The following is a 26,302-nucleotide window of genomic DNA, read 5'->3' as shown; positions in this document are numbered from 1 at the left end:
CATTTCGAACAGAATGCCAACTTTGGCGTTGTAACGCCGCAGTATTTCCGGAGAGTTAATGAACCTTAACAACACGCTAATGGAAAGCGGTGTCTGGGTGGTGCGAGCCTACCTTATTACCGTCATATTGTCGGCGGCGACGATTTGGGTTCTGGCGAAATTTACCGTTTGGGGACGACAATTCTGGAGCCTCACATCCGCTTATTTTTCGCCACGCCGCGATTGGCGTCCAATCGCTACGTTGCTACTTATTCTGTTCCTTACTTTATGTGCTGTCCGTCTTGATGTGCTGCTCTCGGACTGGAGCAACACGACGTACACATCGTTGCAGAAACTGGACGCGGCGGCATTCTGGCAAGCGATGTTGCTGTTCGCGATTCTTGCGTCCGTACACGTGCTGCGCGTGTTGATCGAGTTTTATGTTCAGCAGGCTTTTACCATACGCTGGCGTGTCTGGCTAAACGAAGAATTGCTCGGCCGCTGGCTTGATAAACAGGCCTACTACCGCAGTCAGTATCTGGATATGCCCGTAGACAATCCGGACCAGCGTATTCAGCAAGATGTCGCCACCTTCGTAGAGATGTCGCTTACCTTATCGATGGGTGTCGTCAATGCGCTGGTGTCGACCTTCGCCTTTACGTTGATCTTATGGAGCTTGTCCGGACCATTAGCCGCTCTGGGCGTGGAAATTCCACGCGGAATGGTATTTCTGGTATTCGCCTACGTCATCATCGCGACGGTTTTCGCCGTAAAGATTGGCCGGCCGCTAATCATGTTGAATTTTTTGAACGAGCGGTTTAACGCCGACTATCGATATGCTCTGGTCCGGTTGCGCGAATATTCGGAAAGCATCGCTTTTTATGCTGGCGAAAAAGTCGAAGGCGCCCTGCTTCGTAACCGCTTTTCCCATGTCATCGGCAATGCCTGGGCGATCGTTTACCGATCCATCAAGTTCCAAGGCTTCAATCTTTCTGTCAGTCAGGCAGCCGTGGTGTTTCCCTTCATCATCCAGGCGCAGCGATTTTTCTCGAAACAGATCAGCTTGGGTGACCTGATGCAAACGGCTCAGGCATTCGGACGGCTGCAAGATAATCTGTCGTTCTTTCGAACCGCCTACGACAGTTTTGCGACCTACCGCGCCACCCTGGATCGGTTAAGCGGATTCACAAAAGCCATCGAGCAAGCCCGTGCCCTGCCGGAGCCCGATGTGCGGGCCGACGGATCGCGCCTGGCGCTGGAAAACCTTACGGTTACGACACCCGCCAGCGCGCTTCTTCTTGAAAACGTCAGCCTTGAAGTGTTTCCAGGCGAACCCCTGTTGATTCGAGGCCCGTCCGGGTCCGGCAAAACAACGCTACTGCGCGCGATAGCGGGCCTTTGGCCCTATTGCCAAGGGGGCATCGTCCGGCCTGAACACAACGCCCTCTTCTTGTCTCAGAAGCCCTATTTACCCTTAGGCAGCCTGCGAGACGCTTTGTATTATCCGCAGCAGTTGCCCAGCCTGAAGCATGCCGCGCAAGTCGCCAACATACAGCAACAGCAGAACGCCGCTATCGCCAGCGCCCATGGCGCGCCAAGCAATCTGGACGATTTGGCTACGGCACGACGGGATGAACTTGGTAGCGAACCTGAAAATAGCTCGGCCGCACCCGCCTACCATTCCACAGCAGAACACACTCGCGTCGACAGCACGGCCAACGGCTCAACAACAGCGCCTCCAGCGCCGGACTCAAGCCCGGCGCTATACGGCTCACCAGGCGAGCGTACCCAGAAAGTCTTGCGGATGGTTCAACTGGGGCACTTGGCTGACCGTTTGGATCAGGTCGCCGACTGGGGCCGCATTTTGTCTCTTGGAGAGCAGCAACGCTTGGCATTTGGTCGCGTGTTGCTTGCACGGCCGGTGGCGGTATTCCTGGATGAAGCGACGTCGGCTATGGACGAAGGGCTGGAAGAGGCAATGTACCGGCTGATACGCGAACAGCTACCCCACACCATCTTGGTAAGTGTCGGCCACCGCAGCACGCTATTCCAGCATCACCCTCGGCAATTAGTCCTGAAAGGGGAAGGCTCGGGCGCATGGGAACTGGCTTTAAGCTGAACCGCGACCTGCTACGATAGGGCCGAATTGCATACGACACCCCAATTTTCAAAAGGCATTACGTTAACTCCATGAATTATTTTGCTATTAAACATCTGCACATGACGGCTGCCGGCCTGAGCATTCTGTTCTTTGTTATACGCGCATACTGGTCAGTGACCGGATCGGCGCTGCTGCAGAAGCGCGCGGTAAAGATCGTTCCGCATATTATCGACACAATTCTGTTGGTTTGTGGCGTAGCGTTGTCCATCATGCTGGGCGCCGCGGGCATGCAGCCCTGGGTGCTGACAAAGATTATTCTGTTGATCGCTTATATTGGCGTCGGCACCATCGCGATCAAGCGAGGCAAAACCGCCAAAACACGCGGTATTGCTGCCGTAATCGCGGTTGCCATATTTGCCTATATCGTGGGTGTGGCAATCAACCACAACCCGGCGTCGTGGTTTGCCTGACAGGGCTTTAACCCGAAAAGACTGAGAAACCGGGGCATCTGTGCGCAGATGCCCTTTTACCAGTTGCCCATGAAGTGCTGCACCACCAGGCTACTACCCGCCACCGCGACCCACACACCCAGACCAAGCAGCACCGGCCCAGCGCCTACCTTGGCCATACGACGCAAATCGGACGATAGGCCAATTGCTGTCAAGGCAACAATAATCAGCAATTGGGCCAGCAACTGCAAGGCGGCGAGAACGTTTTCTGGCAATAAACCGGTGGAACGAATGGCGGACGCTAGTAGAAACCACACAATGAACCAGGGAAAAATACGGCCCAGCGCCAAGCTCGCGCCATGGGCTTGCTTATTGCGTCGAACTTCGATCAGAAGCAACAGCAGGCACACTGGAATGATCAAGGTTGCCCGCGTAAGCTTGACAATCGTAGCGTAGTCGCCAGCGGTATGGCTGAAACTATAGCCGGCCGCCACGACGGAAGACGTATCATTGATGGCCGTGCCGGCCCACGTCCCAAAGCCCATATCCGACATACCCAGCCAGTGACCCAAAAAGGGAAACGTAAGGACGGCCGCTATATTGAAAATGAAGATCGTGGCAATCGCAAAAGCGGTCTCGTGTTCCTCGGCTTTAATGATAGGGGCTACCGCGGCAATGGCTGAGCCGCCGCAAATCGCCGTGCCGGCGCCTATGAGCACCTTGAGCCTTGCTGGCACCTTCAGCCACTTGCCCAATACATAGGCCGAACCGAACGCAACGCCGATCGTAATAAGCGTAACGGAGAGCGACGCCATGCCCGTGGTAACGACTTGCTGAACGCTTAGGCCGAACCCCAGCGCAATAATGGACCACTGCAGCACATGCCGACTTGCGAACTGTAGGCCAGGCCTGAATAAGGGACCCAGGCCAACCGTATTTCGAATGCCAATACCCAACAGAATGCCAAATACCGGTCCGCCCACGAGAGGAAACATACGTCCGAGCAACATGGCAAAAACAGCGACCGTCGTCGCCAGGGCCAAACCGTACATCAGCGAAGGGTTTCGCGGTCGGGCACTATGATCGTGCGTATGCGCCCGGCGCGCGTCGGAACTTGCCGGGATGCCGGCCACACTGGGAAGCAGCGAGATATCTTTGGGTGAGCTCATTTGCCTGACTTGCATATGTTAATAACTTGCGGTTATGTTAAAACGCAGCCTGATATAAATAAATTCACGTTTTCTTATATATGGTATAAAATTTATTGATGTTGTCGATAAGTGTTCGTCAAATCGAAGTCTTTGTCACCATTGCGGCCACCGGAAGCGTCGGACGGGCCGCTGAACGACTTTTCGTGACCCAGCCGGCCGTCAGCATGGCGCTCTCCGAGCTTGAACGACAGCTGAATGGCCAGCTTTTCGATCGTGAGCGCGGACGGCTTAGCCTTAATCAGCGTGGCAAGGAACTCTTGCCGATGGCTCAGGAAATAATCGAACGCATTCAGCAAATGATGCGACAGGCAGGCGAGCAGCCGTTGACGCTTACCGGCGAACTACGCTTGGGCACCAGCAACACCATAGGCAACTATCTGGTGGGCGACCTATTAGGACCGTTCATTGCGCTGCATCCCAAGGTATCGTTGCAGGTAAGTGTCGAAAACACCGACCGTATCGTATCGAGGCTGCTGGAACACAGCATCGACATCGCTTGCGTTGAAGGCCCCATCAACCATCCGCAACTGGAACTCGTGCCGTGGCGCGATGATGCACTGGTGGTCTGCGCGGGTGCTTCCCACCCTTTAGCCCAACGCGACGATCTTAAGGCGCAGCATTTTAAAGACGCCAAATGGATACTCCGCGAACGTGGCTCAGCGATGCGAGCCTTGACCGAGCAGGCCCTTAATTCCCTGCCGCCGGGCGAGATACTGCTTGAACTAGGCCAAGTGGAGGCCATAAAACAGGCCGTTATATCCGGGCTGGGCATCGCCTGCCTGCCCGCGGCAGCGACGGTCGATTCGGTGGCGGTCGGCCGCCTTAAAATACTGCCTACGCCGTACCTGAACCTGCACAGGCGTCTGTCCCTGGTCTTGCATAAATCCCGATATCGGGGCGCCCTCATTGATGCTTTTGTTGACTCCGTATCGGCCGCCCTTGATTAAATGTCACAATCTTTATCCTTAGAGCGGGTGTTATTGTTTACTCTATTAGGAACTCGGAACCATCCAAACCCTTATGAGTCACCCACTCCATTTGTTTCCTACCCCATCCAAAAAAACGGCAAAACGCAAAGCAGCGCAGGCCCCGCGCAAGCAGCCTCATAGCGTCAGCACACCGGCGTTGCCATGCGACACGCTACAGACCGATGCACTAACGATACCTGTCGACGCGCTGCATGGTGAAATCCGCCCCCTGAACGAAGATCAAACGATCGATGCGAGGCTGCGGTTGCCTCCTTACGAAACCGTCGCGCTGGTCCTTCAAGGCGGCGGTGCTCTAGGGGCTTATCAGGCCGGTGTCTATCAGGGCCTGTACGAAGCCGGCATTGAACCGACCTGGCTTGCGGGAATCTCGATTGGCGCGCTTAACACAGCCATCATTGCCGGCAATCCGCCCGAGACTCGTATTGCACGTCTTACCGAGTTCTGGGAAACCATTTGCCAGCCTAACTTCGGGGTGGCGCTGCCGCCATTCGTCGAACAGTCGCTCTTCAATATCAACGACACCGTCAGACAGACGATGGGTGCCTGGCATGCGGCCAGCGCGATGCTGAACGGACAGAAAGGCTTCTTTTCGCCGCGTTTTCCACCACCGCCACAGATCTTGCCAGGTACGTCGAGTACAGCAAGTTATTACGACACCACCATGCTTAAAGGTACGTTGGAGCGGCTATGCGACTTTGACCGCATCAATTCCGGCGAACACCATGTGTCAGTGGGTGCGGTCAATGTACGGACGGGAAACTTTGTTTATTTTGAAAACCAGAAAATAAAGCTGCGGCCCGAGCACTTCATGGCTTCCGGGGCCTTGCCGCCGGCGTTTGCCCCGGTCGAGATCGACGGCGAGCATTATTGGGATGGAGGCCTGGTGTCTAACACGCCGCTCGCGCATGTACTTGAGTCCAGGCCCATGCGCGATACCCTGGCTTTTCAGGTGGACCTTTGGAGCGCACGCGGCGTTGTGCCATCAAACATGAGCGAAGTATCCGACCGCATCAAGGATATTCAGTATTCCAGCCGTACTCGCCTGGTCACTGATCAGCTACGCTTCGGACAAAATATGCGACACATGCTACGGCGCATATTAGAAGACACCCCGCCCGAGCTGTTGGCCAACGACCAGTTTTATCGTCTGGTTCAGGACCTGTCCTGCGGCAAACGATATAACGTCATACACCTGATTTACCGCAATAAACCTTACGAACAGCATTACAAAGATTATCAGTTCGGCCTGGCTGCCATGCGCGAGCACTGGCAGGGAGGGCTGGAAGACATTCAGGAAACGCTAAAGGACCCTGGCAGGCTAGCCATGCCCGACAATTTCTCGGGTTTTGTGACCCATGATGTTCACGGAGAAGAAATCGAGCGAAGGATGCAGGGATATACCGCACCCGTTCTGAACCATCAGGGTTAAGCCTTGCGCCGCCCCAAGACGACGGCGCCGGCCAGCACAAATGCGGTCCCTACCAGTTGCAAAAGGGTAACGGGCTCGTCCAGTATCCAGCCGGCTAAAAACAGCACCGATACCGGCCCCAATAAACCGAGCTGCGAGGTCATTGGGGCGCCGATCCGGGCCACCGACCACATGATCATGAAAGTAGGAGCCACGGTATGCACCACGGCATGCAACAGGGAGAGCTCATACACAGCCAAAGGCTGAATCAAACCCTGCCACGAATGCACGCTGAGAAAGTGGATCATGCTGATCACCGCCGACACCGACATCGCGTAGGCGACCAAACGCGTGGCGCCCACATGCTTGATCAGTTCACCAGAACTGATGATATAGAGGGAATAAGTAAGGGCTGAGCCCAGCACAAACATCGAGCCCAGCATGACGTTGTCGCCAGACAGGGACAAATCCTGCACGAAAACCAGTATGACCCCCAAGTACGCCATGCACAGCGCAAACCACTGCCTGCCCGCAATGGGTCGCTTTAGATACAGCGCCGAAATCAGCAGCACGAAAGTGGGAGACAAGAACAGAATAAGGCGTTCGAGCCCTGCTGTGATGTACTGCAATCCCAAAAAGTCCAGATAACTGGACAAGTAATAGCCGATGAATCCCAGAAATACGATTTGCAGGCTTTCCCGGGCTGTCAGCCTCGGCAGCTTGCCCTGTCGCGCCTTGCGCGCCTGCACGATCCCCACCGCCACAAAGAACGGCAACGACAGCATCATGCGAAAGCCGATGATGGTTAGTGCATCGACCCCGTAACGATAGGTCAGCTTGACCACGATCGCTTTGGCTGAAAAGAGCACGGCCCCGAGCCCCGCCAATAAAAAGCCTATCCAGAATTCTTTGGCTTTGACCGTTTCGGCACTAACAGGAAGGGAGCTCATAAGGTTACGAAAAAGGATTTCAATTAAAGGAAAAAGGCTGCCCTTGCATGTTGCTACGCTATATCACCATGATACCGAAGGCGGCACGGGCATGGCGCTTGCTAAGGTTTCCGACGACCCTGAAGTACTTCTTTCAATACGCCGATACACGCCTTATCACGAAAGGACACCCATGAGCTCAAACACAACGCCCTCCAGCACCGCCCAAGGACCTATCGACATCGCCGCGATCCGCGCTGCCGCCAGAGATCTGGAGAAGGGAGCCGTACCGTCCGGCTATCAAGGCAATCGCGAAGAGATCATCGAAATGCTTAACGCGGCCCTTGCGACCGAACTCGTCTGTGTTCTACGCTACAAACGCCATTATTACACTGCGACCGGCCTCGCCAATGAATCGATCAAGGCGGAATTTCTGGAACATGCCCAAGACGAAGAGGAACATGCCGGACGCATAGCAGAACGAATTGTTCAGCTGAATGGCGAGCCTGACTTCAACCCTTCCACGCTGGTGCAGCGCAGCCATGCCGAATATGACGAATGTGGCGACATTAAGGGCATGATTCGAGCCAACCTCATCGCTGAGCGCGTGGCCATCGAATCGTATCGACAAATGATCGAACGGATAGGCGATACGGACCCAACCACCAAGCACCTGCTTATTGACATCATGGCCGCAGAAGAAGAACATGCCGATGACATGAAAGACTTGCTCGACTAAAGCGCCGAAAGCGCCCTTTTTCAGGGATCGCATTGAGGCTGTTCAGACCCCGACTTGCGGTGAGGGAAACTTACGTGCTATATTCTTGTTTCTCCAATTCCCCGATAGCTCAGTCGGTAGAGCGACGGACTGTTAATCCGCAGGTCACTGGTTCGAACCCAGTTCGGGGAGCCAATAGAATCAAGCACTTAGCCCAACTTTAACGGTTGGGCTTTTTGCTTTCTGCGAGTTGTGTACCCACCGTGTACCCCCGTTGATGCAATACGCTAGGCATCCACACTGACAGAATTGCACACTTAAATAAAAATGTCCCCGAACGTGTTGTATTTACGTTCAGGGACAAAACCCACCGGTAGTTGTGCGGACGTTTAACGAGTCTCCATAACCCGGCATGTTCCGCCGGTGGGCACATGCTCTTTACACTTGGCCGCAGTGCTGATCCAGAGCCCGGTGCAGCAACGCTGCGATAGTCTGGCTGATACTCACGTTGGCGCCGGTTGTTGCCCGGATCCGTTGACGCTCGCCGTAGACCCGCTCGGCGAGATCCTTGTCGGTGTTGACCATAAGCCGAATCCGGCCGGCGTCTCGGTTGTTTGTCATCAACGTCATTGTTTTCTCCCTAGTCATTGTGCGTATGCTCCGTCTGTCATGTTGCTGCGCGCGCGAATCTGCTTTTTCTTTTCCAACTCGGCCGTTATGCGCTTTATCAGGCCGTCCTGACTTTCGCCCGGCTGCTGTGTCACGTTTAACGTGACCTGGCTGTGATCGACGCGGTTGTCAGCGTATGTCGTGCTGGCCGCAGCGAGTGCAGGCTGTGGCAATTCGAGTAACTGACCGGCGGGCGCCCCCGGTGCTGTCATTGCAGGCTGAAAGTCCCCACTTTGTATAGGCTGTGCTTTGGTGACGGGTGCCTCGTCGGCCATGCCGAAGAACGACTTGGTGCTTTTCCAGAGCGTTTTCTCTTCTGGCGCTGCAACCTGCCCTTGTACAGGCTGTGCTTTGGTGACGGGTGCCTCGTCGGCCATGCCGAAGAACGACTTGGTACTTTTCCACGTCTCGCCGACCCATGCGATTTTTGACGTGATCCATTCAATGGCCGTGCCGACCGTCGAGGTAATGTCGGACCATAGACCGGTGAAGTATCCCTTTACCGGATCCCAGTTGTTGGCTACCAGGGCAATCGGGTGCCAGGACAACGTATCCTTGAACCATTGCCAAGCCGCCGTCATCGTCGCTTTGGGTTCATTCCACAGCCGTGTAAAGAAGCCCGAAATCGGTTCCCAGTTCTTATAGATCAGGTACGCGCCCCCGGCAATCGCCGTGACAGCCAGACCGATGGGGTTGGCCAGCATCACACGGCCCAGTGTCATCATCGCGCTACCGACCAGGGGCAGAGCCAGCCTTACCCGATTAAACACCGTGAGCGCCGTCAGAGCGCCCCCCTTCACGAAGGTGAATGCATACGCGCTGCCCAGGGCTGTAATTTTCAATGCAGCCAGACCCGCGACAGTGCCGACCACCGCCGTGGTGAGCTTCGGATTCTGTTCCGCAAAAGCCGCCATGCTCGAAATGGCAGGCCCCAATGCGCCGGTGATGCTGTTCAAGGCCGGTAGCAATGTCGAACCCAGGTTGATAGCCATCTCGCTGGTCGCATTCTTGAGAATCTTTAACTGACCCTCAGAGGATCGCATACGGGCATCGAACTCTTTGCCCATGCTGCCCTTGGCTGCTTCACTGTTCGCCATTTCAAGCTGCCGGCGCAATTCGCCCGTATTGTTGGCCAGCTTGGCCATGGTGTCGCTGTGTTCCAGGCCGACGAGCTCCACCATGACGCCCAGGCGCTTATCGGCGTCAAGCTTACTGATTGAATCGAGCACGTTGAGCATGGTGCCCATCGCGTCGGACTGCATGCCCTTCTGGACTTCGGCAGTGGACAGGCCGATCTCCTTCATGGCTTCCTTGAACTTTTTCGTACCCTTGTCGGCAGCTGCGAACTTTTGGAACATTGCATTGGTCGCGGTACCGGCTGTTTCTGTACGTTCGCCCAGGCTTAGCAAGGTGGATCCCATAGCGGCCATCTCGTTACTGCCAACCTTCACCGCCGACGCAATACCGCCCACGCGGGTCAGGTACTCGATAATTCCGGAACCGGTGGACTTCGTGTTGTCGTCGAGATAGTTGATGCTGTCGCCCAGTGCGCCGATAGCCGTGATCGGGATCCCATACAGGCCTGCAATCTTGCCCATGCTGTCGGCCAGTTGATCGGCGGGGGCGTCAAACGCTGTCGCCATCTCGGCCGTGCGCCTGGTGAACTCGACCACCTCGTCGCTGGCTACACCCATGCGCAGCCCAGCGGCCACCATAGCGGCGATCTCGCCGGCGGCAATGGGTAGCTCACGGCTCAACTCTTTAACCTGTGTGGCCATGTTGAAATACGTTTGCGTCAGCTGGCCGGACTCGTCGCGTGCGCCCTCGAGCTGCTTGGCCACACCCAGCATGGCCGTCTCGAAGTTCACAGCTGCGACCATGGGCGCCCCCACCGCAGTGCCCAGGGCGACCGCGTCGATCATTTGACCGCGGATCTCCCCGCGCTTGGTGAGGTTCGCCGCCTTGGCATTTTCCAGCCGCGATAAACTTTCGTGTGCTTTACGCATCCGCTCGAGCTCTTTCGTCACCCCGGCGTATTTGGTCCGGAGACCGTCGACGTCTTTACCCATTCGGCCAAAGGTTTGTATTGAGCTGCCCAGCATCTTCTGCTCGGTGGATAGCCGCCGGACATCGCCCCCCAGCTGCGTCATGCTCTTGCTGGCGGTCGTGAAGGCATTCCGCAGGCCTCCCGTTATCGAACCACCGATGATGATGCTGGCATTTAATCGTTTATTGGCCATTTATAGAAAATCCTCGAAAGAAGGCGATTTCCATTCGGTCGCCCAGTTGCGTTTACGCTTCAGGTTCATACGTTCCATGCTGTCGCGTGGTGACTCCTGCGCGGACTCTCGCAATGCATTTCGGACGCCGGCATTGATCCAGCGAACTACGCGATGGACCTGGTAGGCATTCAACTCCGGCCAAAGATCCAAGACGGACGCCTCGATCGTATCGCTGTAATAGCGAATGCGATGGCCCGTAGGCCCTGAGGTGGTTATGTAGACCACGGGAGCGTCGGTTTCACTGCCCGTCCCCCGGATAAAAACCGCCATGGCCTCGAGCTCGGCCATCAAATAGGCCGGCAAAAGGTCTACCTTCACCTTTTCCGGTTTCTCTTGGAGTCGTGGTGTCTTCCAGGTCGCCATGGCTTAGCTCACTGTCCAGAAAGCCGATGGATCCGGTACTAGGGGAACCATGTTGACCCAACTCGTCACCAGCATGTCACCGTTCAAGTTGGTACGTTCCATCATGACTTGCACGATCGGGTAAATTGCCACCGCGCACCGATTGAACGCGCCAATCACTGTGTCAGTACTAGCGGACGTGAGCTCTGCACGAATGCCGGATACATTCAATTTGCCATTCTCGACCACTGCCCCTGACCCAGCCGTCCCGACCAGAGCATTAAGCTCATGGAAACGCAAGCCTCGGCTTGCCGCCTTGGCCACCGAATATTCACCGGGCGTATTCCGAAGGATCTCGGCAAGCAATACTCGATCTGCCAAGTTAGCCAGACCTAGAGTAATTGCGCTGGACAATGCATCCATCGTGCTATTTCCGCCAACATCGCGTAGCTGTTTACGGGTCACTTTCGTGCGGAAAGCGTAAGCGAAGGAGTCGCCCATCGAAATCAGGGAATTGAAAAAGGGGTGAGCGCTCTCGGCAACCTCATCACCGTCAGGGATATGTGCGAACGATGCCGCCTCGACTAGACGAAACACGCCCGCGTCGGAATAATAGGCAATGATGTCGCCAACCATTGGCGACGGGCGGTCTTCGGTAATGATGATGCGAGCGCCGGCCTGGCTGACCAAACTATTGACGATGATGTTTGCCGAAAGGCGATTCGTTTCCACCGGCGCCCGTGCCGTTGCGTGGAATACGAAATCGTCATTGGGCTGCTGGCTCGCGATGCGGGTGGAGCGAATATCAAGGGTCCGCATGCTTCCCGCGAACCGTTTAACGATTCCGGTTACCTCTCCGCCGGCGGCAACGTGCTCCTGAAAGCCCACACCGTGCTTAGATCCCTGGTACAGGCCGCGAATTTCCGTGACCATATCCACGTCAGGATCGCCGCTTGGTGGTGTGTATGCGTTTGCACGCCGAGCGTGTTCATACGCTTCTACCACCAAGCGGGCGTAATCAGCGTCAGTGAATGGGTTGTCGTCGTCGTCAATTCCCATGGTGGAATCGACTGGGGGCGCTGTGCGAAGCTTACCGATTAAGTTTTTTGGCATTCGGTGTTCCTATCAGTGACCGATGTAAAGGTAAAGTGAGCTTTCTGGGCGCACGCAGATATGAAATCTAGCGAGCGCCTTGCCCCCGCAGGTGGGGGGCCTCGGGAAGGACCCGCTTTTTTCTGCGCGTTACTTGAGCAGGACCTCGTCAATCCATGTCTCGGTCAGCGCGCCGTTGTCATAGGCAACTTGATACTGCGGATTGTGCTCGCCGATCTGATGCACGCCGACCACAATCCCCTGTTTATTAATCGGTCTGATTGTCACGGATTGACCGAGTGCATATGCGAAGTCGTACGGGACTTCCTGGAACGTTTCACCTTCTACCGGTTCGAGCAGGGGCTCTTGAACCGAGTCGAAGTGGTGTACGCCGTGAGCGTCCACGTAATTTATGCCGTACTGGCGATTTCCATTGAGATACGCAGACTGAGATGTGATCTGGGCGATGATGCCAGCGCCTAGGGCCATCTTGACGAACTGGCCGTTTGCAAATTTGGACATGGTGTTCCTTGTAACTGTTGATGTGAGCTTGCAGTGTGCAACGGTCGGCAGCACATTTCCTCTTGTGGGATTTCCGCCGTGGGTGTTCCAGTGCTCTATGATTTGATAAAGACTTGTAGTTGGACACACACACCCCTCCTTAGAGAGGGGGTGTTGTCTGTCCGAACATATAACGGGTATTTGTCCAAGTGCCGGATTTTGTCCGTTTACTTTGTCCGGCCATGTCCGGCCTAATCTCTCAAGTACACGTGATCGCCCAGAAGCCCAATGTATCCAAGGTCTCCGGCAGCTTCGACAGCACGGTCAAACGCTCTGCGTCGTGTGTCCTTCTGTTTGTCCGTCGGTGTCCGAAGGGTAGCTAAGAAGGCATTTCGCCAATCACTTTTATGCACCACGGGGGTACCCTCGGACAAAGACGTTTTGTCCAGATTTGCGACCGTTTCGGCCGGTATCCCTTGTTTGCTTATCAGGTCGTCCAAGATGTCGAGGGCTTCCTGATTCTGTTTGGACATCGGTACTCCGGAAACCTGACCCTTCACGGCAAGTACACTCGTTACAGTCTTACCGTGCTCGTTGCGCCCGATCTCGAGCGGGTGCACGGCGAACTGGAGCACGTGCGCTGTGTCTCCATCCCGCTGTTTCTCGATTTTTACCGTGCGGGAGCCTCGACGACTTTCCACCTTGAGAATGGTATCGATGTGCTGGGTGATCGAGCTGGCGCCCTTCGCCCCCTTGTCTTCGTCTTTACCGGTGTGGTGCACCAGGAGGACCAAGCCCCCCAGGGCGTCAACGATGCGCTTGCAGGCCCGGTATACCTCGGATCCAAAGCTATTTTGATTTAGGTCTCCGTGTGCAACCACGGACAGCGTGTCGATGATGAACACGCCGTTCCGATAGCCGACCGCCTGGAGCTGCTTAATCAGCACGTCCAAGTGCGATGCATCGGTCAACGAGAAGGTTTTGTCCAGGACCATCAGATCGGCCAATACGTTTTTGCCGTGGTATTTGCTGTAGGCCTTCACGCGGTCACGGAACCCTTCCGGTCCCTCGAGGGCGGCATACGCCACGGGTGCCTTAACTGTCGGTTGTCCGAGCCACTCCCTACCGTTCAAGATCGCCCCCGCCAAGTCCACCCCCAGCAAGGTCTTGCCGCTTTGGGATGCGCCGTAGATCATGGCGACGCCGGTGGCTGGCAGGAAGTCTTGAACACGCCATTCCATGAACGCTTTGTCCAGGAAGTCGTTAGCGCTCGAGAACTTCAGTTTGATAGGGTCCTTGCGGATCATGGGGACGTCGATGATGTCCCCGCCAGGTTGAAGTTTTGTATGCTTCCGAGCAGCGGCTGGAACCCGATCACTTCGGAGGGCGCGACCTCGCTCTTCCGGAGTGGGTAAGTCCTTCATTCGAAAAATCGGCGCGACCTCGTGAATACTTTTCAATGGCCGATCAACGACCTCCGAACTGTAGTATGGAAAACACCTGTATTCGAGACCGACCTCAACTTCGATACCGCCGATGTTGTAAACGCCTGGTGTGAGATCGTCGGGCACGAACACATCAACCCATTCGGGAAGGTTGTCATCCTTGCAAAACGCGTGCGGCAAACTATCTAGAAGCCTCTTGAGTCTTGGGTGGTCGAGATCTACTGTACCAACCAGCCCGTCTGGGAAAATGTCGCACTTCGCCCGCCGGACTGTCTTCCATGGCCCGTGTAGCGTTATCGCCCTCACCCCACCGGTGAACGATAGAAGCACCGGATCCTGGTGGATATATCGGCCCTTTCGACTTTGAAGTGAGAGGCAATAAGGATCATCTATCTCGAGACCCTTGGCATTGTCATAATCCAGAAGCGGGGTATGGTCAAATATCGGCGCACCAGCCTTCGCCACTTCCGGTAAGTACAGATCCAATTCCTGCCTGAAATTCGGCGACAGCATGCGTCCCGATGGCGAAGCGTAGTAGATGGGTAAAGGCGACTCATCGGGACTCGTTACCCAGAGCAACCGTGACCACACCGGCAGTTCTTTTAGTTCCTTGCCTATTATGTCCATCGCCGATCACCTCTCTTTGCCGGTGGTGAGACGTTCGAAGGAGTCGGTGGGCCACACCAGACGACCGCTGGCCAGCTTTACTGGTCGGACACCGTAGTAATGGCCACGGCGGCATAGTGCCTCGCGAAGAGTCCCCGGGCGGATGCATAAGAGCTCGGCGAGAGCCTCGGTAGAAAGGTACGATTGACGATTGTGCATGAAGCAACTCCAGGAGTCGCTGCCGGAAATGAAAAAGACCGGCAGCATTTACGCTCCGGTCTGTATTTCTCAATGCACGTACCAGTCAGGGCGACTGGCGGGAAGGTGGGTTAGGGGACGGAAAGAACCCAGATTAAGCCCAGCTTCCACGGCTTTTTTTACGTGTAGCCTTACCACGAACAACGCGAGTGTTTAGCCCACTGCGCAAAGCGATTCAACTTTCGAAATACTGGTGACATTGTATTTCATTGCTTTGCATTGCACAACGGTAAATCGCAACCTATTATTCAATGTGTATGTGTAGTGGGCTTTTTTGCCCACGCAGATATGAAATCTCGCGAGCGCCTTGCCCCCGCAGGCCAGGGGTGCCAGGGAGGACCCGCAATTTCTTGCGCGTTCCCCTAAGACAACATCCAGTCCTCAGCCGTGGAACCTTTGAAGCCCTCGCCCCCACCAAGCTTATTGGTGCCAAGATCAGCCATTAACCCCATATTCTTAGCAATGATGTCAATGCTTACGGCCCCGGCGCTCTTCTCCAACTTGCCGTGCATTATCAGGTCAGAAGCGAGTTCCGAAACGGTCGACGCCATCGACGCTATTTCCGCGAGTAAGCCTTTCAGCTGATGCACGGTATCGGGGGTAATGCTAAAATTTTCACTAGCCATGGTATCTACTCCTAAACAGTAGTGTTGTGGTAAGGGTCACAGGGGTACGCCAATACCCGTGTGGCCCATTTTATTGAACGCGAACGTTATAAAGTCTGTGGATCAGGCTGTTGTATTCCGGCCTGCTCGAGCATCCATTTCTCAATCTTGACGTGCCACATGCGCAGCAGATCCAGGGGGCGACGGTGATAATGCTTCTCGGCCGTGGCACTCGGCTTGTGGCCGGTAATCTGTGCGACCACGCCGGTGGGTGCCTCGACCCATTCCGATAGCGTAATGAACGATCGCCGTAGGTCGTGAAGCGTCAGGGGTGGCAAGCCAGCGGCCTTTGTAATTTGGTGATGTGCACTTAGCGGGGATTCTAGGTGTCCACTTTCGGACGTCCGGCTTGCGAATACCCACGGTGAAGGCGCCCAGGTCTGTCCCCGCGCCTCAAGCGTGCGCTCCTGCCGTAGCGTAGGCGGTAAATTATTCAGGCGCTGCAACTCCAGAAGTAACGATTCCACATAAGGCGTCAGCGGGATGGTGCGCTCGCCTTCCACTTTGTCGCGGATTGTCATGCTCTTCCATTGCATGTTCACGTCTTCCCACAGCAGGGTGGTAAGTTCATCGCGTCGTGCCCCCACGAGAAGCAAGGTTTGGAGGTAGGCCTTCATGGTGAAGCTGGATCTTGCATTGACGTGATCGAACCAAGTCTTAAGTTGCTCCCGCTGCAAGCAAGCGTCGAACGTTGCCAAGTTAGCTTGGGGTAGACGTGCCTTTTTGTCTTTGATCGCATCAAGGTGCACCATGTCGCGATAAGCCGGGTGTTTGGCGCAGGCATTGAGGAACGCCGTTAGCATGGCCAATGCGCCGCGGGTCCGGGCCGGCCGGATCGGGGACTCTTCGTCCAGCCACGCGTCCACCACTTCACTGGTGATCTCGCTCAAAGGAAGCATGAGAATGGGCCTTAGCATCCCCTGCATTAAGCGGTCGTGGCCCTCTTTCCGACGCCCTCGACCCGAAACGATCAGTTGTCCGCCAACGCGGGAGACATCGTCGTGTTCAGCCGTATGGCGGTCGCCCCAGATCTTTTTGAATGCGATGCCCTCCCAGATCCGACTCGTTGACCGAGCTTCACAATAGTCGCTCCAAATTGTCAGAGTGGGGGTTTGCCGCTGTACGTTCCTTTTGCGCTTAGCGACGTCGGCGGCCGTGGTTTCCGCTTTGACTTCCCGGGGATCCCGCCCCTGGTCCAGTATGGCGCGTAGACGACGAGCTTCCTGCCGGGCGCCTGGCTCCAATAGATCTTTCGAGGTGCGGTCCCTGACTTCATCAAGTGACCACGTCCCCACGTCCCCGACCGTGATCCGGACGAGCGAGCCGTTAAGCTTGCCTTGAAAGATATAGGACTTGCTTCCAGCCGTTGCCCGCACCCCCAAACCGGGGGCTTCGTTATCCCAAATAAATTCTTGTTTCTTGCCCGGTGAACATTTAAAGTTTTCGACCCGTGCGGCGGTAAGTCTGATGCGTGCCATATTCGTGTATCCCCTGTGTACCCCGAATTATGCAATTTGAAACAATACAAAGCAATATCTATTTTTTTAACGTATCGCGAAAAATGGCGTATTTACTGGGTTTACAGGGGATTTTCAGCGGTTAAGCAATGCGTTGCAATGCCATGACTTCCGGACTGTTAATCCGCAGGTCACTGGTTCGAACCCAGTTCGGGGAGCCAAGAATTCTTAGCAGTAAGTGCTTGATAAATAACGCCTCCTTGTGAGGCGTTATTTTTTTGCTTGCTCAAACGCACCCCAATACATCGGTTGATAGCGCAAACGATAGTGTCCACACCGCAGCGGGACCGACGCGACCTGCGCGACCTCGTCATGTTCGACCTGGCTATCAACAGGAAGTTTCGAGGCTGCGACCTTGTCAGCCTGTGCGTCCACGACGTCACGCATGGGAGTCAGGCTCTTCCCCATGCCGTCGTGATTTAGAGCAGGAGACAGCGTCCGGGCTCGGGCCGTCGGCCTATGGGATACTCTCGATGCGGTGAACCAAAACGAACCTGATCTACGAGCGCACGAAGAATCTTCGGGCCGTTCAGTTGCTGCTCGGGCATTCCAAGGTGAAAAGTACCGTCCGAGACCTCGGCATCCTGGTCGACGACGCGTTGGAGTCTGCAAACAAACCGGTATCTAAACGGAGGAAAACGATGACACGAGTTCGCGTTGAGGGCTTCACCATTTCGCTCGACGGATACGGGGCAGGTCCGAATCAAGACATCAACAATCCGCTCGGCGTTGGCGGAACGGAGCTGCACCAGTGGCTATTCCCAACACGCACGTTTCAGAAGGTCTTGTTCGGCAAAGACGACGGTACTACCGGAATTGACGATGATTTCGCTGCCCGCGGCTTTCAGGATGTTGGGGCCTGGGTTCTTGGGAGAAACATGTTTGGCCCCATCCGTGGGGACTGGCCGGACACCAACTGGAAAGGCTGGTGGGGAGACAATCCACCGTATCACGTTCCCGTCTTCATCTTGACCCATCATGCTCGTCCACCAATCGAACTGGAAGGCCACACGACGTTCCACTTCATAACAGGCGGCATTCGCGAGGCGCTGGACCGGGCACGCGAGGCCGCTGCTGGAATGGACGTGCGGATCGGCGGCGGCCCGAACACAATACGGCAGTATCTTCGTGAGGGCCTCATTGATGAACTGCACATTGCCATCGCACCGGTCCTGCTAGGTCGGGGAGAATCGCTGTTCGAAGGGGTTGACTTGCGGGCTCTGGGATACGAATGCGTTGAATTCGCAGCGTCGGAAAAGGCCACGCATGTCGTTCTACGGCGCCAGGGGCTCAGGGACGCCTGACCCGTCGCCGAAGGCCGACGTGGCCATCTGCCTGTTCAAAAAGGCGACATTAGGGATGGGCAAGTCGCCTTTATCTATCGCATCTATACGGTCTGGTAATCGCATTGCGGTGTCTTGACGCTTTGGACGCCCTAAATACTAAACCTTTGGCCTATACTGCCTCGATTTGCACAATCGTAACAATTCATATCGAGGAGTATGGATTTGACACAGTTTTTTGTTACTAGCTCGTACCTTTCCCAAAACCCCGACGTGGCTGAAGCTGTAGCCAGGGGGCTTTTTACTGCTCAGCAGCACTTTGAATTGCATGGCAAGTCGGAAGGTCGCTCGCCTGGCCCCATGTTTGACACTGACTACTACCTTGCCCGTAATCCCGACGTTGCCGACGCAGTGTCCGGGGGTCACCTTACGGCATATGATCACTTCCTCACGCATGGCGCGGGTGAGGGGCGCGTCTCCTTTGAAGCGTTTGATCCTGAGTTTTATCTGGCGCATAACGCTGACGTGGCGGCCGCAGTAGCCGAGGCCAAGCTGACTGCTATGGAGCATCTCATAAGGTTTGGCCAAAGCGAGGCTCGCAGAATTTCGCTCCTGCTTAACCTGGGCGACTATATACGGGCGAATCGCGATGTGGCGGAGGCCGTAGAGGCCGGCCGACTGACTGCAATGGACCACTTCCTGAACCATGGGATTGGTGAAGGCCGCGATCTGGGCAACGGCATCGTTCTTGCAGATTTTGCAAATGATCCAATCTTTACCCAAGCGCTGGCATCCAGCCAGATCGGCCAGGCACTTGCTCGCCTGGAGGCGGTGGCACCCTTTATGCCGGAATTCCAGGCGCCGGCAAATTGGACTCCCGCTGCTGACCTGCCTATTCCGACTGACTTTGTGCCGGTCGAGGGTAAGACGCTTGTGATTCCTGAGGGAGTACAAGTGCCCGAAGGCATGACGCTGCCTGACACGTTTATGCCAGTTACCCCTGTCGAGCCAGAAGTTCCGGCTGAGCCTGAGCCTGAGCCTGAGCCTGAGCCTGAGCCTGAGCCTGGGCCTGGGCCTGGGCCTGGGCCTGGGCCTGAGCCTGAGCCTGAGCCTGAGCCTGAGCCTGAGCCTGAGCCTGAGCCTGAGCCTGGGCCTGGGCCTGGGCCTGGGCCTGGGCCTGGGCCTGAGCCTGAGCCTGACGATCGTGACGACGAAGGCGACGCGAATGGCGCTAATGCTAAAACGGTTGACATCCTCATAGGCCTTGGCAATGGAAATACCGGGATGATCGACGACTACCTCGCTTTGGGCACGGACTTGTCCTCGCTCATTGGCGGTCAAATGGAAGACGTCAACGGTAACGGCGACTCCATCATCGACGTGGGCGAATCTATCGTAGTGACAGGTGTATCGTCAGCGGATCTGTCTAGCTTGTCGGGCGGCAATGGCTTCGGCTTCGGCCTAGGCTTCGGCCAATAATCTAACGCAACAAGGAAGCCTCCTCGCGTGGCTTCCTACTTTCCGGGATGAGGCCCCGCTCACTTTGATCGGGGCCTCATTATTTCAAGGCGCAGCGCTCTGAAAGGCGTCTTGGGGTCTAGCGGTTGCCCTTCTTGGCTTGTCCTTGCGGACAGAACCCGCCGCGGTCGCTTCCATGCGGGTCAACGACAACCCCCCCTGCTCCACGACTCGTTATCCCCAAACCTGGTGGATAACTGCGGGGATAACCAGGGGCATTGTCGCAAAAAGGTAATGATTACGGGGACCACTTGCTCCATGAGCAAGAAATGACATATTGGCCATTGCATATTTAGTACACCTAGCGTTCAGCGTCTTTTCATTCGCCAACATACCCGCTTCTTGCCTTATTGCCGGGCTGAAGAGCCTATGGGAAGATGATTTTCAGATGCGCCTAATCCAGACTTATGTCGAAATGATCGAGCAGGGAAACGCTATGAAACTGATGCAAGTGCTGATCGTCGTCGCCGCGACGTTGTTTATGTCTTCGGTTCAGGCTCAACATTTCGGCGCAGGGGCGTATGCTGGCAAGAATAAATCCGGCTCGGTCAACAAGCGGGGGCCAGCTCCCGGTTACGGGGCGGGACCTCATTACAACACCGGCAAAGTCCAAAGTCAGCCGCGTCGCGACGGCAGGTATGTAACGCCAAGTTCACGATCCAGGTTTAGCAAGGCTAGAAGGGACCACTGGTCGACGAGGGGCGATAGTAGTCGCCAAGCAGCAAGGACGAGCAGCCGACGAGGAAATGCGTATCGCCGTTAGTTAGGCATCCGGGACGGACGCCCATATCTAAACTGTAGTTCCCGGTATAGGGCTCTAGCGGATTGCGTTGCTGTCTATGCCATCAGTGTCCACGTTTTCACTTAGATCCTTTTTTTTTGCCGGGCGGATAATATCTAACATAGCTACTGTATTGGCCAAGGAGACGGTCATGTGCGGACGAATACGACAGGCAAGAAGCCGCGAGGAATACGGCGAAACTCTCAGATGGAATCCTCGCCACATTCTCGATCCCGAGGGCGTTCCTCGGTATAACGTTCCCCCGGGCACCCGGCCCTTGACCTTGCACCGCCTAGGCGACGGCTCTGAGCAAATCGAGAGAATGTTTTGGGGATACAAGCCGCCTTGGTATAAGCGAGGCCCGGCCAGCTGTGCCCGGCTCGACAGCATACTGGGCGGATCACCGTTCTGGAACTCCTTATTAACCCGGAGGATTCTGCTGCCCGCTGATGGCTGGTATGAATGGACGGGCGAGAAAGGAGCCAAACAACCATGGTTTATCCGTCCAACAGACGACGCGCCAGTGCTGATTCCGGGGCTTGCGGCATGGAGTCCCTATAATGTTCAGGACGCCGCACACGGATTTGCGATCATCACTGACGATGCCGCCGGCGGAATGGTCGATATTCACGACCGTCGCCCTGTTGCGTTAACGCGCGACGACGCCCTTATCTGGGTAGACCCGAACACACCGATCGAAGACGCCTTGGTGCTGCTTTCAACCCCAAGGCCCGAATCGGCGTTCGTCTGGTATCAGGTAACGCGGGCAATGGGAAGTTCGCGATATCAGCTTGCGGATGCCAGCGAGCCTATCGGGTAACGCATCCCATGTTGAGATCGCTGCCAAGGTTCATTCAGTCTGCTTGGAGAGTGAAATGCATAGCGTCAATAGAGTTGGCTTGGCATTCATCAAATCACAACTACGTGAACACGCAGTGGCCTATCTTAGCGAAGATCCGGACGACGAAGTCATCGAAGCCTATGCCGCCGAAGTCGAAGAGTCCCTTAGTACGGGACGCCCTCAATTTCAAATCCATGGCACAGCATCCACGTCGGGGAAACCGTTAATTATTCACTTGACCGATGAAATGATTAGCTGGGCCCCCATCGATCCGTCAGAGCACGATCAATGATAAGAAGGGTTAGCCCTATACCGCAGCGGTTCCCAAGGCGCTACGATGGATTGTCTAAAGCCAACCCGGAGCCCCAATGCAAGACTTCACGTTCAAAGTTTATGCCCGCCGCTGGAATGGCGATGTCACGTATCGATTGCATAAAACCGCCACGGGCTGGCATGTGCACCACATCGCTATCAAGGGCGACTCAGCGCCCGATGGCAAACCTTTTTTGCAAAGCGCCCTGCATCAAGACAGCATCAGCTACCCCAAGCAGATAAGCCAGTTCCTGGAATTTGTCTGGGAAAAATTGCATCGCGCCGATTACGAACCCGAAGAGGCACAAGGCAAGCTTCAAGAAGTCGCCGACTGGATCAGCGCATGTGAAAAGTCGCAACCCATCTGGAGCGCCTTGGCCCGCTAATTTCCTAGCGCGAGCGCCACTACCATCGTATGCCGGCCAGGTTAAGCAGCGTGAAATGGCCATCGTCCATCCACCCTGCTGTGTCAATGTGGATTACGTTTCCCAGCGCCATCACCTCGCGTAAAGGGGTATGTCCGGCTACTACTGCATAAATATTAGCCACTGGCGACTCATCCACACTTTCGATGCGAACACGCGACCATATGGTATGCATGCGGGCGGCCTTTTGTTCCAATGCCGTTGGCAAATCATTCCAGTCGCGCACAGGACAATCGGCGTGCAAGATGCCTACTACACCGTTCCGGGTTTCCACTTCGATTACATAGGGCAAGGCGCTGAACGCCGCGGCGAATATAGCCTGGCGCTCTTCGGGCAGCGCTAAAAACCAACCACCCCCATTAAGGCGATAGGTGTCGACATCGACCAAGCCAGAGCGCATGTAGCGAATAGCATAGTCCTCGTGATTGCCGCGCACGGCATGGAACCATGGCTGTGCGAGCCAGTCCAGGGCAAGCTCGCATTCCGGCCCGCGATCTACCAGGTCCCCGACGCAAAATAGCCGATCTTTGGCTGGATTAAAACCGGCAGCTATCAAGACTTCTTGAAGACGAGTAAAGTAACCATGTATGTCGCCTACGGCAAAATCGCGCCCGTCCCGGTTCATTGCGAAACGCTGGATCATGATCTGCTTCCTTACTGTCCTTGATAGGATGGTAGTGCTAACAGAAAGGGGCAGCGTTGAATAAATGTGCGTTGCCCGCTTTTGAAGACATGTATTGCAATGTTACATGAGTCTTGTTTCTTTCCATGTATTCTTTCATGCGCCCGAAATAAATTAATACTCCCAACGGACATAAGTGGTCAAAGGCCAACAAAATGGATACTGTGAAATCAAAGGCAGCCACGCCCGCGACCGGCACCTATTCGCCTGCTGACAATGGCGTGACCGAGGCCGAAGGCGTTAATCTGAAACCTGCGGTCGTCCAAGCCCCCTTACCTGAACTTCGCCCACGCATAGAGGCGGGTGGCCTCGCACTAACCGTCTTAGCGCTGATCGCTGTCATTTTTGCCTTGCAGTGGGCCCGAGAATTCTTTATTCCCTTAACATTTGGGATTCTTATCGCCTACACATTGAACCCATTGGTGACGTGGCTGGAACGCCTGAAACTGCCACGAGCTATCGGAGCCACCCTTGTCATGCTGGGTCTTTTCGGCTCGTCCGGCTTGGTTGCCACCTCGGTATATAACGAGGCTCAGGCCATCGTCGACGAGCTGCCGCTCGCTACGTACAAGCTAAACAGCGCATTGAATCGTATGGACGACGGAAAGCTGGGCACGCTGGATAAGCTTCGTAGTGCAGCCGATGCATTGAAAAAAGCGGCAAGCCCTACTACCGACACCACCTCCGATGCCGCCGCGGCGGCCGCTGCGGCTACGGTCAAGCCCCCAGACTTCGATCTGAACGAATGGCTTTGGGCGGGATCCCTAGGCGTAGCCGCATTTGCGGGCCAACTGGTCATGATCATGTTCCTGGTGTTCTTTGCGCTGCTATCGGGCGATACGTTCAAGCGCAAACTGGTTCGAATTACGGGGCCATCGTTATCCAACAAAAAAATTACGGTTCAGATTCTGGATGATATTAATTCGTCAATTCAGAAGTACATGTTCATGTTACTGGTCACGAACATACTTGTTGGACTCGTTACTTGGGCGGTATTGCACGCGATCGGGCTCGATAACCCCGGCGCATGGGCAGTCGCTGCAGGCTTACTGCACATCATTCCCTATTTCGGACCCCTGATTACGGCGCTGATAACCGGATCCGCCGCCTTTTTACAGTTCGAATCGTTTTCGATGATGCTGCTGGTTATGGCAACAATGGCCACCGTCGCGTCGATCGTCGGCATGCTGGTCACAACGTGGATGACGGGCCGAATTGCAAAAATGAATGCAACGGCCGTATTTGTGGCGCTGCTTTTTGGTGGCTGGCTATGGGGAGTGTGGGGCATGTTACTGTGCGTACCTATCATTGTCGTCGTAAAAGTCATTGCCGAACATGTCGAGGGCATGCAGGCGGTCGCGGAGCTTTTAGGTGAATAAGAATTCGCCTAGGCCGGTCTTGCCTTAGCTTTCTAAAGATGACATCGCCACGCGGCAATTGTCGACGTAACCTGCCACGATAATCTGGACCCTGGATGAACAACTCCAATCTCTATTTCCGCACTTTTATTGTATTGCTTGTCCTGGTCACCCTGGCCTTTTTTTGGGTCCTTCTGCCCTACTACGGCGCCATCTTCTGGGGCGCCATTCTGGCCATTATTTTCACCCCGCTGCATAGGCGGCTACTCGGAAGAATGCGCGGACGCCCCAACCTTGCTGCGTTAAGTACGCTGCTAATCATCATACTGATTGTCATCATTCCCATGATCCTTATTACAGGCGCATTGGTCCAGGAAGGCTCTGTCATATACAAGCGGATGAGTTCCGGCGAACTTAACCTGGGCGATTACTTTGAACAAATCGTTAGTGTCCTTCCGCCGTCGGTTCATGATGTGCTGAACCGCTTTGGCGTGGGCGACATTTTCAGCCTGCGAGAGAAACTTTCTGCCGGGGCACTGGAAGGCAGCAAATTTCTGGCAACCCAAGCAGTAAACGTCGGTCAGAACACCTTTGAATTCCTGATCGGCATGGGCGTGATGCTCTACATTTTGTTTTTCTTTCTGCGTGACGGCGCGCACCTGGCACGCCAAAGCAAACAACTGATCCCATTAAGTGAAGAGCACAAGCAGCATCTGTACCGCAAGTTCGCCACCGTGATCCGGGCCACCGTCAAAGGCAATATCGTCGTTGCCTTCACCCAAGGGGCATTGGGCGGATTCATGTTCTGGTTTCTTGGAATTGAAGGGGCATTACTGTGGGGCGTCTTAATGGCGTTCCTGTCCCTGCTACCGGCGGTCGGCGCCGCCCTAATCTGGGTCCCTGTCGCCATCTATTTCCTGGTCACGGGTGCCACATGGGAGGGCGTCACCCTTACCGTTTTTGGTGTGCTGGTGATTGGCCTGGTCGATAATGTGCTGCGCCCCCTGCTCGTGGGCAAGGACACAAAAATTCCGGACTATGTGATATTAATCTCGACGCTCGGAGGCCTGGCAGTATTCGGCTTGAACGGTTTTGTCATTGGGCCTTTAGTGGCTGCGTTGTTCATAGCTTGCTGGGATCTCTTCCCTTCAGCGATTCGAATGAATCAGGAAGAATAGACCTAATGGAAGCGGGCGCCCGATTTTTCAAGACAAGATTTGAATGGCGCCGTTAACCAAACTACGCAGTAGTGAACAAAATTCCAATATTCACCGCTAGCGCCAGCGCCCACACCGCTGAACGGGCCGTGCCGTAGCCGGCTATATAAGCCACCAAATAAACCACTCGCAATGCGATCCAGGCGCTCATCAAACTGACAAGCAGCCCGGGATCGACCATTTTGTACAAAGCAAACAACACCGCTGCGTAAAAGAACGGCAACGCTTCAAATAGATTGGCCTGCGCGGCATTGGCGCGTGCCCGCCAACCCTCTTGGTTGGCAAGCCAGGAGCGCGGCGCATTATTGTCAAAGCCCTTGCCCCCGGCCTTGGATATCGTTGCCGCCACAACAGGCAAGACTGCCGCAATAAGCATCAGCCACGCAATAATGTTCATATATGCTCCCGATCTGATGGATTCGCGGAAAAGGCGATCAATAGCGAGCATTCACTATAGCCGCAGAACGATGCGCCGGATAACAGATTGATGTAACTCAGGCGCGGATGCGCCTGGAACGATATATGTATAATATCGGGCTTGGCAGGACAGGGTGGGCGCAATGCCGCCTTTTTCATGCCGAAGGCCGATGTAGCTCAGTTGGTAGAGCAGCTCATTCGTAATGAGAAGGTCGGGGGTTCGACTCCTCTCATCGGCACCACTACTGGTTAAAGGTGGACCAACAGTTATATTAAAGCCCTGACTTCTTTAGAGAATCAGGGCTTT

25 protein-coding genes, 2 tRNA genes and 1 pseudogene are annotated in these 26,302 nt (G+C 55.2%); 15 read left to right on the top strand and 13 right to left on the bottom strand.

Annotated elements, in window-relative coordinates:
• Nucleotides 1–58 precede the first annotated feature (58 nt).
• The gene (locus EKL30_RS00355; protein WP_126705225.1) at nucleotides 59–2,098 is read left to right on the top strand and encodes an ABC transporter ATP-binding protein/permease; all 2,040 of its coding nucleotides are present in this window, start codon (nucleotides 59–61) and stop codon (nucleotides 2,096–2,098) included.
• Nucleotides 2,099–2,169: 71 nt separating this feature from the next.
• Nucleotides 2,170–2,550 carry a SirB2 family protein gene (locus EKL30_RS00350; protein ID WP_126705224.1) on the top strand — a complete coding sequence of 127 codons (381 nt, stop codon included), beginning with the start codon at nucleotides 2,170–2,172 and terminating at the stop codon, nucleotides 2,548–2,550.
• Between the two features lie 56 nt (nucleotides 2,551–2,606).
• Here EKL30_RS00350 and EKL30_RS00345 read toward each other — a convergent pair whose 3' ends face one another.
• Nucleotides 2,607–3,698 carry a YeiH family protein gene (locus tag EKL30_RS00345; RefSeq protein WP_199748444.1) on the bottom strand — a complete coding sequence of 364 codons (1,092 nt, stop codon included), beginning with the start codon at nucleotides 3,696–3,698 and terminating at the stop codon, nucleotides 2,607–2,609.
• A 98-nt stretch (nucleotides 3,699–3,796) separates the two neighbouring features.
• Between EKL30_RS00345 and EKL30_RS00340 the strand changes: the two genes are divergently transcribed.
• Both EKL30_RS00340 and EKL30_RS00335 read left to right on the top strand, forming a co-directional pair.
• Nucleotides 3,797–4,687, top strand: a complete 891-nt coding sequence (locus EKL30_RS00340; protein ID WP_126705223.1) for a LysR substrate-binding domain-containing protein — start codon at nucleotides 3,797–3,799, stop codon at nucleotides 4,685–4,687.
• A gap of 178 nt (nucleotides 4,688–4,865) precedes the next feature.
• Nucleotides 4,866–6,158 carry a patatin-like phospholipase family protein gene (locus tag EKL30_RS00335; protein WP_370246215.1) on the top strand — a complete coding sequence of 431 codons (1,293 nt, stop codon included), beginning with the start codon at nucleotides 4,866–4,868 and terminating at the stop codon, nucleotides 6,156–6,158.
• Here the strand turns inward: EKL30_RS00335 and EKL30_RS00330 are convergent.
• Complete coding sequence (locus EKL30_RS00330; RefSeq protein WP_126705221.1) at nucleotides 6,155–7,087, bottom strand: DMT family transporter; 933 nt, start codon at nucleotides 7,085–7,087, stop codon at nucleotides 6,155–6,157. The two genes, EKL30_RS00335 and EKL30_RS00330, sit on opposite strands and share 4 nt — an antisense overlap.
• A 172-nt stretch (nucleotides 7,088–7,259) precedes the next feature.
• Here EKL30_RS00330 and EKL30_RS00325 point away from each other — a divergent pair, with 172 nt between their 5' ends.
• Together EKL30_RS00325 and EKL30_RS00320 are read left to right on the top strand one after the other, a co-directional pair.
• Entirely contained in the window at nucleotides 7,260–7,805 is a 546-nt protein-coding gene (locus tag EKL30_RS00325; RefSeq protein ID WP_126705220.1) for a ferritin-like domain-containing protein, read from the top strand.
• 98 nt (nucleotides 7,806–7,903) lie between these two features.
• A tRNA-Asn gene (locus tag EKL30_RS00320) sits at nucleotides 7,904–7,979 on the top strand.
• Between the two features lie 243 nt (nucleotides 7,980–8,222).
• Here the strand turns inward: EKL30_RS00320 and EKL30_RS00315 are convergent.
• The 9 genes from EKL30_RS00315 to EKL30_RS00275 all read right to left on the bottom strand — a co-directional run bounded on the left by EKL30_RS00315 (nucleotide 8,223) and on the right by EKL30_RS00275 (nucleotide 17,122).
• On the bottom strand, nucleotides 8,223–8,414 hold the full coding sequence (locus EKL30_RS00315) for a hypothetical protein (protein ID WP_126705219.1): 192 nt from the start codon (nucleotides 8,412–8,414) through the stop codon (nucleotides 8,223–8,225).
• A gap of 14 nt (nucleotides 8,415–8,428) precedes the next feature.
• Nucleotides 8,429–10,693 carry a phage tail tape measure protein gene (locus EKL30_RS00310; RefSeq protein ID WP_126705218.1) on the bottom strand — a complete coding sequence of 755 codons (2,265 nt, stop codon included), beginning with the start codon at nucleotides 10,691–10,693 and terminating at the stop codon, nucleotides 8,429–8,431.
• A complete protein-coding gene (locus EKL30_RS00305; RefSeq protein WP_126705217.1) occupies nucleotides 10,694–11,098 on the bottom strand; it encodes a hypothetical protein in 405 nt (134 codons plus the stop codon).
• A gap of 3 nt (nucleotides 11,099–11,101) precedes the next feature.
• Nucleotides 11,102–12,190, bottom strand: coding sequence for a hypothetical protein (locus tag EKL30_RS00300; RefSeq protein ID WP_126705216.1), 1,089 nt, complete (start codon nucleotides 12,188–12,190; stop codon nucleotides 11,102–11,104).
• 129 nt (nucleotides 12,191–12,319) lie between these two features.
• Nucleotides 12,320–12,691: a hypothetical protein gene (locus tag EKL30_RS00295; RefSeq protein WP_126705215.1), complete on the bottom strand. Its 372-nt coding sequence runs from the start codon at nucleotides 12,689–12,691 to the stop codon at nucleotides 12,320–12,322.
• A 230-nt stretch (nucleotides 12,692–12,921) separates the two neighbouring features.
• Nucleotides 12,922–14,742 (bottom strand): AAA family ATPase, encoded by a 1,821-nt coding sequence (locus EKL30_RS00290; RefSeq protein WP_126705214.1) that lies wholly within the window; start codon nucleotides 14,740–14,742, stop codon nucleotides 12,922–12,924.
• 6 nt (nucleotides 14,743–14,748) lie between these two features.
• On the bottom strand, nucleotides 14,749–14,940 hold the full coding sequence (locus tag EKL30_RS00285; protein WP_126705213.1) for a hypothetical protein: 192 nt from the start codon (nucleotides 14,938–14,940) through the stop codon (nucleotides 14,749–14,751).
• 401 nt (nucleotides 14,941–15,341) lie between these two features.
• The gene (locus EKL30_RS00280; RefSeq protein WP_126705212.1) at nucleotides 15,342–15,605 is read right to left on the bottom strand and encodes a hypothetical protein; all 264 of its coding nucleotides are present in this window, start codon (nucleotides 15,603–15,605) and stop codon (nucleotides 15,342–15,344) included.
• An 86-nt stretch (nucleotides 15,606–15,691) separates the two neighbouring features.
• A complete protein-coding gene (locus tag EKL30_RS00275) occupies nucleotides 15,692–17,122 on the bottom strand; it encodes an integrase family protein (RefSeq protein WP_126705211.1) in 1,431 nt (476 codons plus the stop codon).
• A gap of 336 nt (nucleotides 17,123–17,458) precedes the next feature.
• Between EKL30_RS00275 and EKL30_RS19380 the strand changes: the two are divergent.
• The 6 genes and pseudogenes from EKL30_RS19380 to EKL30_RS00250 form a co-directional block, all read left to right on the top strand.
• Nucleotides 17,459–17,766: pseudogene (locus tag EKL30_RS19380) on the top strand (integrase); the annotation flags it as partial.
• Between the two features lie 36 nt (nucleotides 17,767–17,802).
• Entirely contained in the window at nucleotides 17,803–18,465 is a 663-nt protein-coding gene (locus tag EKL30_RS00270) for a dihydrofolate reductase family protein (RefSeq protein WP_126705210.1), read from the top strand.
• A gap of 204 nt (nucleotides 18,466–18,669) precedes the next feature.
• The gene (locus EKL30_RS00265) at nucleotides 18,670–19,923 is read left to right on the top strand and encodes a hypothetical protein (RefSeq protein WP_126705209.1); all 1,254 of its coding nucleotides are present in this window, start codon (nucleotides 18,670–18,672) and stop codon (nucleotides 19,921–19,923) included.
• A 971-nt stretch (nucleotides 19,924–20,894) separates the two neighbouring features.
• The gene (locus EKL30_RS00260; RefSeq protein WP_126705208.1) at nucleotides 20,895–21,563 is read left to right on the top strand and encodes an SOS response-associated peptidase; all 669 of its coding nucleotides are present in this window, start codon (nucleotides 20,895–20,897) and stop codon (nucleotides 21,561–21,563) included.
• Nucleotides 21,564–21,618: 55 nt separating this feature from the next.
• Nucleotides 21,619–21,876, top strand: coding sequence for a hypothetical protein (locus EKL30_RS00255; protein ID WP_126705207.1), 258 nt, complete (start codon nucleotides 21,619–21,621; stop codon nucleotides 21,874–21,876).
• A 76-nt stretch (nucleotides 21,877–21,952) separates the two neighbouring features.
• On the top strand, nucleotides 21,953–22,282 hold the full coding sequence (locus EKL30_RS00250) for a hypothetical protein (protein ID WP_126705206.1): 330 nt from the start codon (nucleotides 21,953–21,955) through the stop codon (nucleotides 22,280–22,282).
• Nucleotides 22,283–22,301: 19 nt separating this feature from the next.
• Here the strand turns inward: EKL30_RS00250 and EKL30_RS00245 are convergent, their stop codons facing one another.
• Complete coding sequence (locus tag EKL30_RS00245; protein WP_126705205.1) at nucleotides 22,302–22,964, bottom strand: metallophosphoesterase; 663 nt, start codon at nucleotides 22,962–22,964, stop codon at nucleotides 22,302–22,304.
• Between the two features lie 194 nt (nucleotides 22,965–23,158).
• Between EKL30_RS00245 and EKL30_RS00240 the strand changes: the two genes are divergently transcribed.
• On the top strand, nucleotides 23,159–24,382 hold the full coding sequence (locus EKL30_RS00240; RefSeq protein ID WP_126705204.1) for an AI-2E family transporter: 1,224 nt from the start codon (nucleotides 23,159–23,161) through the stop codon (nucleotides 24,380–24,382).
• 95 nt (nucleotides 24,383–24,477) lie between these two features.
• Complete coding sequence (locus EKL30_RS00235) at nucleotides 24,478–25,539, top strand: AI-2E family transporter (protein ID WP_126705203.1); 1,062 nt, start codon at nucleotides 24,478–24,480, stop codon at nucleotides 25,537–25,539.
• A gap of 61 nt (nucleotides 25,540–25,600) precedes the next feature.
• Here the strand turns inward: EKL30_RS00235 and EKL30_RS00230 are convergent, their stop codons facing one another.
• Nucleotides 25,601–25,975, bottom strand: coding sequence for an MAPEG family protein (locus tag EKL30_RS00230; protein ID WP_126705202.1), 375 nt, complete (start codon nucleotides 25,973–25,975; stop codon nucleotides 25,601–25,603).
• 186 nt (nucleotides 25,976–26,161) lie between these two features.
• On the opposite strand from EKL30_RS00230, the gene EKL30_RS00225 reads away from it, so the two are divergent.
• A tRNA-Thr gene (locus tag EKL30_RS00225) sits at nucleotides 26,162–26,237 on the top strand.
• Nucleotides 26,238–26,302: the final 65 nt, after the last annotated feature.

The organism is Candidimonas sp. SYP-B2681 (genome assembly GCF_003971065.1).
GTDB lineage: Bacteria > Pseudomonadota > Gammaproteobacteria > Burkholderiales > Burkholderiaceae_B > Pollutimonas.
Note: the sequence above shows the minus strand (reverse complement) of the source record. Positions and strands in the feature narration are given on the sequence as shown.